General features: G+C 30.0%; 9 protein-coding genes and 1 tRNA gene. 5 read left to right on the top strand and 5 right to left on the bottom strand.

Translation table 11 applies throughout. The features are described 5' to 3' along the window. Nucleotides 1-3: 3 nt before the first annotated feature. Both A8C32_RS16540 and A8C32_RS16535 read right to left on the bottom strand, forming a co-directional pair. Complete coding sequence (locus A8C32_RS16540) at nucleotides 4-1,476, bottom strand: phytoene desaturase family protein (RefSeq protein ID WP_069831505.1); 1,473 nt, start codon at nucleotides 1,474-1,476, stop codon at nucleotides 4-6. Nucleotides 1,477-1,521: 45 nt separating this feature from the next. Continuing rightward, nucleotides 1,522-2,421, bottom strand: coding sequence for a MerR family transcriptional regulator (locus A8C32_RS16535; RefSeq protein WP_069831504.1), 900 nt, complete (start codon nucleotides 2,419-2,421; stop codon nucleotides 1,522-1,524). A 179-nt stretch (nucleotides 2,422-2,600) separates the two neighbouring features. Between A8C32_RS16535 and A8C32_RS16530 the strand changes: the two genes are divergently transcribed. Next, a complete protein-coding gene (locus tag A8C32_RS16530) occupies nucleotides 2,601-4,844 on the top strand; it encodes a tetratricopeptide repeat protein (protein WP_069831503.1) in 2,244 nt (747 codons plus the stop codon). Nucleotides 4,845-4,964: 120 nt separating this feature from the next. Here A8C32_RS16530 and A8C32_RS20970 read toward each other — a convergent pair whose 3' ends face one another. From A8C32_RS20970 to A8C32_RS16520, 3 genes are all read right to left on the bottom strand, one after another. Further along, nucleotides 4,965-5,105, bottom strand: a complete 141-nt coding sequence (locus A8C32_RS20970; RefSeq protein ID WP_205635409.1) for a hypothetical protein — start codon at nucleotides 5,103-5,105, stop codon at nucleotides 4,965-4,967. A gap of 480 nt (nucleotides 5,106-5,585) precedes the next feature. Next, nucleotides 5,586-6,782 carry a hypothetical protein gene (locus A8C32_RS16525; protein ID WP_069831502.1) on the bottom strand — a complete coding sequence of 399 codons (1,197 nt, stop codon included), beginning with the start codon at nucleotides 6,780-6,782 and terminating at the stop codon, nucleotides 5,586-5,588. Nucleotides 6,783-7,133: 351 nt separating this feature from the next. After that, a tRNA-Leu gene (locus A8C32_RS16520) sits at nucleotides 7,134-7,219 on the bottom strand. A 411-nt stretch (nucleotides 7,220-7,630) separates the two neighbouring features. Here A8C32_RS16520 and A8C32_RS16515 point away from each other — a divergent pair. The 4 genes from A8C32_RS16515 (at nucleotide 7,631) to galB (ending at nucleotide 14,484) form a co-directional block, all read left to right on the top strand. Further along, entirely contained in the window at nucleotides 7,631-9,445 is a 1,815-nt protein-coding gene (locus tag A8C32_RS16515; RefSeq protein WP_069831501.1) for an alpha-1,3-galactosidase-related protein, read from the top strand. 71 nt (nucleotides 9,446-9,516) lie between these two features. Further along, nucleotides 9,517-10,431: a sialate O-acetylesterase gene (locus A8C32_RS16510; protein ID WP_069831500.1), complete on the top strand. Its 915-nt coding sequence runs from the start codon at nucleotides 9,517-9,519 to the stop codon at nucleotides 10,429-10,431. Nucleotides 10,432-10,436: 5 nt separating this feature from the next. Beyond that, nucleotides 10,437-11,969 (top strand): sulfatase family protein, encoded by a 1,533-nt coding sequence (locus A8C32_RS16505; RefSeq protein ID WP_069831499.1) that lies wholly within the window; start codon nucleotides 10,437-10,439, stop codon nucleotides 11,967-11,969. A 22-nt stretch (nucleotides 11,970-11,991) separates the two neighbouring features. Continuing rightward, complete coding sequence (galB, locus tag A8C32_RS16500; RefSeq protein ID WP_069831498.1) at nucleotides 11,992-14,484, top strand: beta-galactosidase GalB; 2,493 nt, start codon at nucleotides 11,992-11,994, stop codon at nucleotides 14,482-14,484. Nucleotides 14,485-14,499 lie beyond the last annotated feature (15 nt).

Raw genomic sequence — 14,499 nt, 5'->3', positions numbered from 1 at the left:
ATGTTATACAAGTACCTTATGGTGCTTAGTTATTAAGTTTGCTACTAATTTTCCCGATATTAAGGAAGGTGGAACTCCAGGACCAGGAACTGTAAGTTGCCCTGTAAAGAACAAATTTTTTACAAGTTTACTTTTTAATTTAGGTCTTAAAAAAGCTGTTTGCATTAAGGTATTAGCCATGCCATAAGCATTTCCTTTGTATGAATTATAATCTTTTATAAAATCATTAACACAAAAACTTTCTTTAAAGATAATATGTTTTTTAACATTTTGAGATGTTAAGTTTTCAAAACGTGAGATTATTTTTTTAAAATACATAGTTCTTAATTCTGTAGTATCTTTTAAACCTGGTGCTAATGGAATTAAAAATATTCCAGCCTCTTTACCTTCTGGAGCAGAATTATTGTCCGTTTTACTAGGGAAACTAGCATAGAATAATGGATTTTCTGGCCATTTTGGTTGGTCGTAAATAGCTTCTGCATGCAGATCGAAATCTACATCAAAAAATAGAGTATGATGGTTTACATTTTTCAACTTTTTATCAAAACCAACATAAAATAGGAGTGAGGAAGGAGCAAAGGTTTTCTTTGTCCAATAGGTTTCAGAGTATTGTCTATATGGTTTTTCCAATAGTGTTTCGGTATGATGATAATCTGCACCGCTTACTATAATATCACATTTATAATCTTTACCATTAGATACAAGTCCTTTTGCTTTACCGTTTTCTACTATAATTTTTTCAATATTAGCTTCGGTTTTTATATGGACTCCAAGTTCTTTAGCAAGACACTCCATAGCTAAAATAACTTGATACATCCCTTTTTTAGGGTGAAATGTACCTAGGCCAAAATCGGCATAATTCATAAAATTATAAAATGAAGGTGTATCACTCGGCTTAGCTCCTAAAAATAATACGGGAAATTCAAGAATTTTAACTAATCTGTCGTTTTTAAACTCTTTTCTAACATCCTTTTTAATAGTGCTAAAAAACTGATTGATTTTTTTTATAGTGGCAGGAGTAATTAACTCTAAAGGGGATACTCCTGGGTTATAAACCAAATCTTTTATAGCTATATTATAGTTGTCTTTAGCCTTTTTAATGAATTTATTAAGCTTTTTAGAACTTCCAGTTTCTTCTTTTTCAAAAGCAAGTTTAATTTTTTCAAAAGTATCTTCAATAGTAATAAAATCGTTTTTTCCAAAATAAACACTATAGGCAGGATTTAGTTTTTCTAAATTATAATAATCTGAAGGTTTTTTATCAAAGTCTGAAAAAAAACGTTCAAATACATCGGGCATCCAATACCATGTTGGACCAATATCGAAAGTAAACCCATTTTTTACTAATTGCCTAGCACGACCACCTATAGTTTCGTTTTTTTCAAAAATTGTAACATCATATCCAGCTTTAGCTAAATAGCAAGAAGCTGCTAATGAAGAAAACCCAGACCCTATTATATTTATGATTGATTTCATATTGTTTAACAAATATATGTAAAAGTTAAACAAAATAAAAATGTTTTATAACTGTTTAACTAAGTTTTTAATGGAATTAAATGTACTAATTTTCTTAGGAATATTACTAAGTTTAACCTCTAAAAGCTTTCTACCTAATAATATGAGTTCTGTATTTTCTTTGTTTAAAAGTAACTTATTGAATTTACTTATGTAATCTGGTATGTCTTTTTCTAGAGGGTAAACAGTAAAAAAGGATATAAAAATAATTTCATCAAAAAATTCAAGTAAATCTGAAAGACTTTCCATTGGGACACTTTCTCCTAAGAAAATAGTGTGATAACCTTTACTGCGCAATTGGTAATTTATAAAGAGTAATCCTATATCATGAATCTCGTTTTCAGGTAAAAAAAGAACAAAAGTTTTAGATGAAGGTTTTGGTTCTAATTGTTGTAATTTTTCTATATTTAGGAGTATTTTTTGCTTTATATGAATCGATAAAAAATGCTCATGAGCAGGAGTAATGGTGTTAGTTTGCCATAAGAGACCAATTTCATTTAAAAGAGGCAAGAACACCGAGTAAAAAATTTCGCTAAATGTTTTATTATCAAGTAGGTTATTATAAGTAGAATAGAATAGAACTTGATCAAAATTAATCATAGCCATTTTTAAAGCATTAATGGCATGATCTTCAATTTTAGATTTAGAAGCCATTTCTTTAACTTTAATAGGAATTTCTTCTTCTTTTAGCTTAGCGATTTTGGATATTTTTAATCCATTATTATTTAAATAAGATATATTTAATAATTTTTGAAAACTTGTTAAGCTATAATTTCTAATATTAGTGTTCGATCTATTAGGGCTAAGTAAATTATAGCGTTTTTCCCAAATACGGATAGTATGCGCTTTTATTCCTGTAAGGTTTTCTAAGTCTTTTATACTAAAGTTGACTTGAATATTGTTCATTAAAAATGAATTTTCGTTAAACAAAAGTATAACATTTGTTGTAACATTCCTAAAAGCTATCAAAAATACATTTATGGATAAGTAAATTTTTCTTGTTAAAACATGATTTTACTTAGGTTTTATAAATAATAAATCGGCTATTTTTATGCCGCCCTTTAAATCTAAAATCATTTTAAAAATTGAAATTTCACAAAATTACATTTATCATTATAGTATTGGTTTTTTTTTCTTGTAAAAAAGAAGAGTCAAAGTATTTACCAGTTACTAATAAAACGAACAATATATTCACTTCAACAAAAGTAATACCAGATAGTCATTTTTTAGGAGATAACAATTGTAAAGAATGTCATGCAGCAGAGTTTAAAACATGGGAAGGGTCTCACCATGATAAAGCAATGCAAGAGGTTTCAGATTCTAGTGTTCTTGGTGATTTTAATAATGTAAAATTTTCAAGTCAAGGAGTCTCTTCTCATTTTTTTAAAAAAGAAAATGATTATTATGTGAATACAGAAGGTCCAGAAGGTGAAAATCATAATTATAAGATTGAATATGTTTTTGGAGTTAAACCATTGCAACAATACATTGTAAAATTTCCTAATGGTCATTACCAATGTTTAAGGACAGCTTGGGATACCGAAAAAGAGAAATGGTTTGATTTATATCCGAATTTTAAAGTCGTACATTCTGAGTGGTTGCATTGGTCTAGAGGTGGTTTAAATTGGAATACGATGTGTTCGGACTGCCACTCAACAAATGTTAGAAAAAATTATGATTTTAATTCACATAGTTATGATACAAAATATGCTATTATTAATGTGAGTTGTGAGGCTTGCCATGGACCAGGAAAAAAACATGTAGATCAGGTAAAATTATTGGGTAGGGATTATAAGTTTTCAAATGAATTACAGATGAGTGCTAATACGAAGCCAAAAGAATTAGTAGATCAATGTGCTAGATGTCACATGAGGAGAGAACAGATTTCTAAAAGTTTTAATTTTGAAGGAACTATGTTGGATCATTATTTTCCAGAGTTAATTAATGAAAGGACGTATCATCCAGATGGACAAATTTTAGATGAAGTCTATGTTTATGGGTCTTTTGTACAGAGCAAAATGTATCATAATAACGTTACTTGTATTAATTGCCATGATTCCCATTCTTTAAAACTTAAGTTTGAAGGTAATAATTTGTGTTTGCAATGCCATATACCTAAAACATACAATACACCTTCTCATCATTTTCATGAAAAAGATTCAGAAGGGGCTCAATGTATTAATTGCCATATGGCTGGTAAGTTTTATATGGGTAACGATTTTAGGCGTGATCATAGTTTTAGAATTCCAAGACCAGATTTAAGTATTAAATACGGAATACCAAATGCATGTGTGGGATGCCATAAAGATAAAAACGATAAGTGGGCATGGGAGAACTTTAAAAAGAACCATGGAGAACCTGATTATAAGCATTTTTCGGAATTGTTAGTGCCAGGTTTAATAGGTAAAGAAAATGGATTAAATACTTTATTAGAATTAGCGAGAGATACTATATATCCAAATATAGCTAGAGCTTCTGCTGTTAAAGGAATGGCTAATTATTTAAATAGGGAGGCTATTAATAAAATGTTAAGCTTTTTAGATGATGATTCGGCATTGGTAAGAGGAGCTACTTTAGATGTTTTAAGTAATATTAATTCTAAAGATTATATAAATTATTTTTTACCATTATTAAAAGATAAGAAGCGAACAGTTAGGGTTAAAGCTTTTTTTGCAATAGCTTTTTTAGATGAAATTCAAATACCTACAGAGTATAAAGATGTTTATAGAAAAGTTAAAAAAGAGTTTAACACTAATTTGGCTGTTACTTCAGATTTTGCGGGTGGTAGAATAAAGAAAGCAGATTTTTATTTAAAGAAAGGGGATTTAGCCAGTGCAATTAAAAGTTATGAAAGTGCTTTAGAAATTGATAATATCAATAATATGGCAAGAGTTAACCTTGCTAATCTGTATTATAGAAATGGAGATTTTATTAAAGCTGAAGAGGCATTTAAAACGATTATTAAGCAAGAACCAGAATACGGACAAACGTACTATTCTTATAGTTTATTATTGGGAGAACTAAATAGAGATGAAGAGGCCATTATCCAGATGAATTTGGCTATTAAGCATATGCCAGATAATATAAAGTTATACTATAATTTAAGTCTTTTGTATAATAAAATAAAGGATTTAAAGAAAGCCAAAGAAGCTGCTCTTGTGGGATTAAAGCAAGCGCCTCAAAACGATAGTTTATTGTATGTGTTAGCATTTGTTTATTATAAAGGAAATCAAATAGAAAAAGCTGTTAACACGGCTTCAAGGTTGGTGCAATTATATCCTAATAATTCTCAATATGTAACTTTTTTAAATCAGTTAAAAGCTAAGTAAATTATTTGTAATTAGTGGTGAGTGCTATTTAGTAATAAATAAAAAGGACATAAAAGTTTGTCTAGTAGAGAAAAAAGAGATAAATTAATAGGAGTTACCAGCCTAAATAATATGTTTCACTCAGCATAATGGGCGCACTAAACCAAAATACTCTTGTAGCATTTTTTTAGCTTCGCAAAAAGTGCCTTCTACCCATCCTTGTTGATCTGAGTATGCTTTTCCATAAATGTGTATTTGCTCATTGACAAGAGGTTTTCTCATATAAGGCATAACATCTTTTACAGAAAAACCTACTTTCTATGCATGATATCCTGCTCCAAAAGGAGTGTTTGTTCAATCTTTAAAATAAGTTATATATGGTTCTGGTATTTCAACATTTACACCATGTAATTCTATTAGTGTTGGTTCATGAGTTCATTAACCATCATTTTAGAAGCTTGAACATCGTTTAAGGCTTGTATTTATTTAAGACAGGCAGATTCAAGGGGTCTAATTTCAAACAAAACTTTATCGTCTCATAGTGCTTTCCAGAATGTTTCTGTTGGCATATTTCCATAGCTTCTAAGTAATACTATTTTTTATTAACTAAAGAAAACTAAAGATTTATATTTTATGCTGTTATAAATATTTGCCGTTTTTAATGGAGTTAATTAATAGTTTAGAATATATAATGTAAAACAGAAAGAATTTCTGCTTCATTACTTTGCTAAGTAAATGAAGCAGGACTTCCTTAAAAAAGCATTAGTTATAATTATTAAAAACGACGCCTCTATTATAATCATCAATAAGTTTTCTACCCAAAAAGTGTTCTCTTGAGCCTTCTTCAATATGCTTAATTATATTTAAACAATTATGAGCTAAATCAAGTTTATTATATTTTAAATGTATTTGAAGTACAACAAAATAAAACATAAGAGCATCTTCTATATGGTATAATTTCCTGTAGGGCTTTATATGTTGAAATTCCAAATTATCATCAAGTAATCTTACGGCATCGTTCACTAATTCTAATTCACTTCTGTCTTTAGCTTCTATTGTAAGTAGCAATTGTGCCATTTCTAATTTAGCCATTAAAAAATCAGGATGCGCTTTAAGTAAAATATTAATATTCTCAATAAAAGCTTCATGATTACTAAGTTTAGTATAATAATCGGCAATAAATAACTTAAAGTATGGGTTTTTAGGGTATTTATCTACTAATATTTGTAACTCTACAACAAAATTAGGAGAAGGCGATTCGATGTCGTACAGCCTATCTCTTAAATCGTCTAAAATCTCTATTTCTTCAGGCGTAATTCCTAATTCAGGATATACATCGTTAAAATTATAGGAGAGCAGTACTGTGATTTTATTTAATTCTAATAATTCGTTTTTATAAAATTCAATCATTTCATTAACATGTTCAAGGAAGCCTTTATCAGAAGTAATTGCAGCTAATTTTTTTTCGTTTTCTAAAGCACCCTTAATATCTCCTACCGATATTTTGTATCTAATTATAAAATATATAAAGTCTGCTATTTCTGTATAATGAAATTGTTCTCTATCAGGAAATGCATATAAAACGCTTATGTTTTTACCGTAAATAGATGTTATGCCATTATAATTTTCTTGTGTTAAAAACACACGAGCCATGTTTAATTTTGCAAAAAAGTCATCAGGGAATTTTTCATAATAACTAATAGTGTATTTAGCATGTAATTCATCATCATCGTTATATTCATCAACAAGTAATTTATAAAGAAAACCTATTTTAGGATACTCTTTTATAGCTGTTTTTATTTGCTCTAAATATTCAGGGTCTTTTGGTTTTTGTGTGTGATTATCAATAAGCGTTCTTAAAGAATTTGGAATATCCTGTAGTAGAAAATTAAGATCTCTGGTAATATTTATTTGAGTGCCTTGTTCAAAAAATAGGCTTTCATCATTTATATATTTCATAATAATTTTTAAATCTTTCTTTTTTATATATTTAAGTACTTCGCTATACGTTGATTAATTATATTTTGGTAATATTGTATTACATTAATTGAAAGTAATATCTTAAATATACATTTTTTGCTTAATTAAACAAGTATAAAAGGAGTAATGAGACCTTAATATATAAAATCTTTTTAGTGATTGTTGTAAAAAGGGAAGCTCTTATAATTAAGAGAAAAATATCATGTTTATGCCATACAGGTGGAGATGCATATTGTATGCAATTATTCTAAAATTAAATCATTGAGGGGATTTAAGATTAAATAAAGTATAAGATTCTTAAAGATAAATATTTTGAGGATTTAATTATTGTGCGCACGAGAAGATTCGAACTTCCACATCCTAAAACGGATACTGGCCCCTCAAGCCAGCGCGTCTACCAATTCCGCCACGTGCGCTTTAATTTAAGCTAGGCAAAAATAGAAAAAGTTAGCTTATAATTAATTACTTCTTATAATTAATTAACTAAACGATGCTATATTTTAAAATATTTAAAGCTCAATCAAATTATGATAAAGAGTAAATCTGTTCAAAAATAAACTTCAATTTATAATTATTTACAATTGTTATTAAACCATTTTTTCATGTTTAGTATAAGATATGGTCTTAAATCTATAATAATAAAACAATTTTACGCATAAGGACATAGTGTAAATTCAGAAATACAAAATTTATGTTTTGTTATCCGTTATTTGTTTTAATATGAATAGATTCGTGCTTTTTTTAAATTAAACAAATACGTTGTAAGTACTAGTATGGATCGGTATATATAATATAAAACAAAAATAAAAAGAAGATATAAATTAAAAATGATAAATAATATTCTGAAATTAATCTGCCTAATTCTATTTTTTAATGTTTTGAGTGTTCAAGCTCAAAAAGTAATAGAATTTTATCCATCTAAAAAAGACATGACCTCTGTAGTTAGAAATGCTATAGAAAATGTTAAGCAAAAAGATATAAAACTGGTTTTTAAAAAAGGAACCTATAAATTTTTGCCAGATTATGCAATTAATAAATTTTCATATATAACAAATCATAGCAATGGTGAGAAGAGTATTGTCTTTTTATTAGAAAATTTTGATACTATTGAAATAGAAGGAAACAATTCTGAATTTATATTTCATGGCCAAGTAGCACCTTTTCAAATAAATAATTGTAAAAGACTTAAAATAAGTAACCTAAAAATGGATTGGGATATTCCATTTAGCTTTCAAGGAGATGTTACTGCAGTTAATGAAAAAGAAAAATGGTATGAAATAAAGCCTTATAGAGAAGGGTTTTCATGGGAGTTAAAGAAAGGACAAATAGTATTCCCTAATATAGATGGGTTTAAATTTTCGTCATTGGGTAGTACATTAACTTTCGACAAAGATACTAAGCAGGTTGCTTATGGAGCTTTAGATATGAGTTTGCGAGCTAACAAAGTCGAAAAAAGACCTCATGGAATTTTACGTATTTATGGAGATAATATGAAAAGTTACCCAACTATAGGAACTGTAATACATTCAAAAGGAGATAAAGAAAGTAATAGGTATGCACCAGCATTTCAGGTTTTATCATCTAAAAACGTTGTTTTTGATAATGTAACGATACATCATGCTCTGGGGATGGGGTTTTTATTTGAAAGAACCGAAAATATTAAAATTTTAAACTCAGGTATTTATATTAAAGAAGGCTCGGATAGAGCTATATCTATAATAGCAGATGCGACACATTTTGCAAATTGTAAAGGTGATATTTTAATTGAAAATTGTCGTTTTGAAGGTATGCTTGACGATGGTACTAATGTACATGGTACCTATGTTGAGGTCAATAAGATTTTAAATAAGAAAAGTATAAGAGTAAGATTAATGCATTTTCAGCAATTAGGGTTTGAATTTGTAGGAGTAGGAGATGAGGTATGGTTTGTTAAAGTACCAAATCCTAAGAGAGCAGAAATAAATACAGTAGCTTCTGTAAAAGTTGTTAATGATAGGTATATAGATTTAACATTTACCAATGAAATACCAGCAGATTTAAAAGAAGGAGATATTGTTGAAAACAAAACATGGAATCCTAATTTTACTATGAAAGGCTGTAAAATAAGAGATCATAGAGCAAGAAATATTATTATAAAAACCCCAAAGAAAATTATTATAGAAGATAATGATTTGTCATCTATGATGTCTTCTGTAATGTTAAGAGGGGAGACCTTCTATTGGTTTGAATCAGGCAATGTCGAAGATGTAATTATCCGTAATAATCGATTTGTACACTGTGCATATGGAGGATCTTCAGAACATGCTATTTTAAAAGTATCACCCAGATTAGGGAAAGCTTTTGATCAAACAATAACTTACGATAGAAATATTGTTTTCGAAAACAATAACATAGAAACGTTTGATAATAGAATTGTATGGGCAGATAGAGTTGATGGTTTAATAATAAAAGGTAATATAATTAAACAAACAACAACAGAAGAACCACAATTTCCAGATGCGCACATGTTTGATCTAATTAATTGCGAAAATGTTGAAATTATTAATAATGTTTATGAAGGTAATGTGAAGACTTTTATAAGAACAGATAAAAAATCAAAAAAGACATTAAAGGTTAGAAATAACAAAGGACTATCTTATTAATGATATAGTTTGAGTTTTTTCGATAAAATTAACTTCATATAAAAAAGAGTTAAATTATAGTATTTAAACCTATGAAAAGAATAACACCTTACTTAGCTATATTACTTTTAGTATTAGTAGTAACTATTTGTTTTGGGTATTCAAAATCATTTAAAACATGTACTATAAAAAAAAATACAGTACAAGTCGTATTATTGGCAGGTCAATCTAATATGGCAGGCGGAGGTAATTATGATGATTTAGATGATTCTATAAAAGAAAGAATAGCAAAAGTATCGAATAGAGTACAGGTTAGTATTAATCGAAAACCAGCAAAACCATTGTCTTATTCAGATAATAAACCTAGTGAAAAGTATAACTTCACAAAACGTTTTGGACCAGAATTATTCATAGGCTTAATACTTGCAGAGAAAAATCCAAAACAAGAGTTTTTGTTAATTAAAACGTCTCAAGGAGGCACATCTTTATATGGCGCTTGGAATCCTAATTGGTCTGCTAAAAAAGCAAAAACCCTAGAAAAAGGAGAAAAGAAGCAAAATATGAAATTATATGAAAAACATATAAATCAAATTCGCAAAGAACTATCAAAATTAAAAGACCAAGGAAAGTCCTATAAAATTATAGGTTTAGCGTGGATGCAAGGAGAAAATGATGCATCAAGAGAAATAAGTGCAAGAAGTTATAAGGAAAACCTTAAAACATTAATAGAAAGTTATCGCAAAGCATTTAAAGTTAAAAAAATGCCTGTTGTTGTAGGGCAAATAAATTCAAAATATGGTAATTTTCCAGAAGGGCCAGATATGGTAAGAAAGGCCTATGTAGATGTAGCAAATGCAGATAATTTTGTAGATGTTATAAAAACAACAACAGATAGAACTTGGAATGATTACCCCAAACATACAGATAATGTGCATTACAACACCGAAGGGCAAAAGCGTTTAGGGATTACCTTTGGAGAAAAATTGATGGCATTACAAAAAAAATAATTTTAATGAAAAACCAAATAAGAAGCCTTAGCTTTATATTACTTTTTGTAACAATTGCAAATTGTCAAAAAGCACAAACAAAACCTAAAGAAGATCAAAATAAAAAGCCCAATATCCTATGGATTATTGCAGAAGATTTATCCCCTTTTATGGGGTGTTATGGGGATAGTATAAATAAAAACAGCACGCCAGTAATAGATAAGTTAGCAAAAGAGGGCGTACTTTTCAAAAGAGCCTACGCCACAGCACCAGTATGTTCGGCAAGTCGTTCGGCATTAATTACAGGAGTAATGCAAACAACAACAGGAACACATCACCATAGATCTAGCAGAACAACAGATGGCGTTATTGTGCCAGATAGTTTACGTATAAAATTACCTCATGGTGTAAAAACAATACCAGAGTTAATGCGAGATGCTGGTTATTTTACATTTAACAGTGGAAAAGACGATTATAACTTTCATTACGACCGTACAGCTATGTATAGTGTAGGAACAGAAGATAATTATAAGCCGGGAATGAATGGATGGCAAGGTAATAAAGCTAAAGATTATTTATCTTTTACTGTAGATAATTGGAATGCCCGTAAAGATAAAAACCAACCATGGTTTGGACAAATGCAAATTATGGGAGGTAAAAAAGATGCCAAATATGTACGTGCAGGCGAAAAATTAGCTATTAATGATGTCGCATTACCACCTTACTTTCCAAACATACCATCACAGAGAGCTGCTTGGACAGGACATTATAATGCAAATAGAGGATCGGATGTGAGGGTAGAGCAACTTTTAAAACAATTGGAAGCTGATGGAGAATTAGAAAACACCATTATATTTTTCTTCTCAGATCATGGAAGTCCAACATCCTTAAGACATAAGCAATTTTGTTACGAAGGCGGGATGTTAGTGCCACTAATTATAAATGGAAATCATCCAAACCTAAAATCTGGAACTGTTAGAAACGATTTAGTATCTTTATTAGATGTATCTGCGACAACTTTGGCTTTAGGAAAAGCAGAAACACCTAAATATTTAGATGGACAAAATTTGTTTGAAAAAAAGTATAGAGAAGAAGAATATATTGTTGGAGCCAGAGATCGATGTGATTTTACAATTGATAAAATACGTACCGTAGCATCAAAAAAGTATAGATATATAAAGAACTATTTCCCCGAAAGACCAATGCTTCAAGCTGGATATAGAGATAACAGACCTATTGTAAAAGATTTAAAAAAAGCACGAAAAGATGGTAAATTAACAGCATACCAAGAAGCACATTGGTTTGGTGTTAGACCAGTTGAAGAGTTATATGATTTAGATAAAGACCCACATCAAATAAATAATCTAGCTAAAGATTTAAATTATGCAAAAGAGTTAGAAAAACACAGGCAGTATTTAGAACAGTGGATAAAAGAAACTAACGATCAAGGACAGCAACCAGAACAATTTGTTCAGCTTAGGGAAACATATAATTTATGGAAAGAACGTCCAAGATTTAAAAACGCTAAGGTAAATCCAGAATACGATCAATTTAAATAGACAAAATCAACGTAATTCATTTATGATAAATAGATTAAGTTTTATAAAATTCATTTTTATATGTTTTATTGTCATATGTAATTTTAATACCTACGGACAAGAAAGAATTATAAAATCTTTTAATGATGATTGGAAGTTTGCAAGATTTGGATCTATGTCAGATGGTTCAACACTTGAAGAACCAAAAAACATAGACGAAATAGGTTTTAATGACGCAAATTGGAGATTATTAAATTTACCACATGATTGGGGAATAGAAGGCCCTTTTCGTGCCAATTTGCCTAATCAAACAGGAAAATTACCTTGGGCAGGAATTGGGTGGTATCGAAAAACATATAAATCACCTCAAGAAGACAAAGGTAAACGAGTTTTTATTGAATTTGATGGGGCAATGTCTGGTACTAAAGTATGGTTAAATGGAGGATACGTAGGAGAGTGGCCTTATGGTTATGCATCATTTAGATTAGAATTAACACACCACTTAAAAGTAGGAGAAGAAAATACAATTGCTGTTCGATTAAATAACAAAGCAGAATCTTCCCGTTGGTATCCAGGAGGGGGAATTTATAGAAATGTACGTCTAGTGAAAACCAATCCAATACATATTACGCATTGGGGTGTCTTCGTAACAACACCAAAGGTTAATAAAGAACAAGCAACAGTTCATATTAAAACAGATATAAATGAAGAAATAAGTAATCTTGAAATTCTTCATGAAATTTACACTAAAGGGGCTAACCCAACAAAAGTAGAAGCGCAAAAAACAGCATTTAAGCAAGACTGTGATATTATAATCAATTCACCGAAATTATGGGATTTAGATGCTCCTAATCTTTATGAAGTAAAGACAACTTTGATAAAAAAAGGTAAGGTTCTAGATACCTATTCATCTACATTTGGAATTAGAACTATAGAATTTACTGCAAATAGTGGCTTTTTATTAAATGGTAAAAAAGTACATTTAAATGGAGTTTGTCAGCATCATGATTTAGGACCATTAGGAACGGCTGTAAATGTACGAGCTATGGAGCGCCAAATAGAAATTCTAAAATCATTTGGAACCAATGCCATACGAACAGCTCACAACCCACCAGCACCAGAATTTCTTGATCTGTGTGATAAAATGGGGATGCTTGTTCAAGTAGAAGCTTTTGATGTTTGGCAAAAAAAGAAAGTCAAAAATGACTATGCATCATTATTTGGAGCATGGCATGAAAAAGATTTAAGAGCCATGGTAAAACGAGACCGTAACCATCCCTCTGTTATCATGTGGAGTACAGGTAACGAAATGATAGAATTAAGAGATGCTCAAGATGCGCCTATGGCAGTTATGTTAGCAGATATAATTCGTTCTGAAGACAATACACGCCCAACAACATTTGGAAACAGTAGACCAGAAGCCACAACAAATGGTTTCGAAAAAACAGCAGATGTATTTGGTTTAAACTATAAACCGCATTTATACGCAGAGGTACATAAAGCAAACCCAAACTTACCCATTTATGGGAGTGAAACAGCATCTACAGTAAGTTCAAGAGGGGAATATTTCTTTCCTGTTTCAGAAAATAAAAAAGAAGGTTCAGGTGGCTATTTTCAAGTGAGCAGCTACGATTTCTCAGCACCTAATTGGGCATATCGTGCAGATTTAGAATTTGAAGCTCAAGAAAAGAACCCTTATGTTTTTGGAGAGTTTGTTTGGACAGGATTTGATTATATAGGAGAACCAACACCATATAACAAAGATAAAACTAACCTACTTAATTTTACAGATCCAGCTGAAAAAACGCGTATGAAAGAAGCTTTAAAAAAGTTGGGAAAAAACATACCACCAAGGAGTTCTTATTTTGGTATTGTAGATTTGTGTGGATTTCCTAAAGATCGTTTCTATCTATATCAAGCACATTGGCGTCCTAATTTCCCAATGGCACATATTTTACCACATTGGAATTGGGAAGAACGCATAGGTAAAGTTACGCCTGTTTTTGTATATACATCTGGGGATGAGGCCGAATTATTTTTAAATGGAAAATCCTTAGGCAGAAAAAAGAAAGAAAAATATAAATACCGTTTACGTTGGAATGAGGTTGTCTATAAACCAGGAACATTAAAAGTAGTAGCCTATAAAAACGAGAAAGTTTGGGCTAAAAGCGAAATAAAAACTACAAAAAAAGCAAGCCATATTAAGCTATCTCCAGATAGAACGCGTATTACTGCAAATGGACAAGACCTTTCTTTTGTTACAGTAAAAATTATCGATAAGAACGGATTAACTGTACCTAGAACACATAATATAGTTGAATATAGTGTCTCTGGGCCAGGAGAAATTATCGCCATAGGAAATGGAGATCCCACAAACCATGAATCTTTTCAAGCAACAAAACGAAAAGTGTTTAATGGACTAGCTTTAGTTGTTATTAGGTCTAAAAAAGGAGAAGAAGGTAAAATTGTTTTACATGCAAAGTCTAGCGGGTTGAAAACAACCAATACAGAAATAGCTGCAACATTAAAAAAATAAACCCCTTTTAGATGA

The organism is Flavivirga aquatica, assembly GCF_001747085.1.
In the GTDB taxonomy this organism is placed as follows: domain Bacteria; phylum Bacteroidota; class Bacteroidia; order Flavobacteriales; family Flavobacteriaceae; genus Algibacter_C; species Algibacter_C aquatica.
The sequence above is the reverse complement of the archived record's forward strand: the minus strand, read 5'-3'. Positions and strand labels throughout refer to the sequence as shown.

Coding starts and splice junctions, on each gene's coding strand:
- A8C32_RS16540 (WP_069831505.1), bottom strand. CDS start 1,476: ATGAAATCAATCATAAATATAATAGGGTCTGGGTTTTCTTCATTAGCA.
- A8C32_RS16535 (WP_069831504.1), bottom strand. CDS start 2,421: ATGAACAATATTCAAGTCAACTTTAGTATAAAAGACTTAGAAAACCTT.
- A8C32_RS20970 (WP_205635409.1), bottom strand. CDS start 5,105: ATGAGAAAACCTCTTGTCAATGAGCAAATACACATTTATGGAAAAGCA.
- A8C32_RS16525 (WP_069831502.1), bottom strand. CDS start 6,782: ATGAAATATATAAATGATGAAAGCCTATTTTTTGAACAAGGCACTCAA.
- A8C32_RS16515 (WP_069831501.1), top strand. CDS start 7,631: ATGATAAATAATATTCTGAAATTAATCTGCCTAATTCTATTTTTTAAT.
- A8C32_RS16510 (WP_069831500.1), top strand. CDS start 9,517: ATGAAAAGAATAACACCTTACTTAGCTATATTACTTTTAGTATTAGTA.
- A8C32_RS16505 (WP_069831499.1), top strand. CDS start 10,437: ATGAAAAACCAAATAAGAAGCCTTAGCTTTATATTACTTTTTGTAACA.
- galB (WP_069831498.1), top strand. CDS start 11,992: ATGATAAATAGATTAAGTTTTATAAAATTCATTTTTATATGTTTTATT.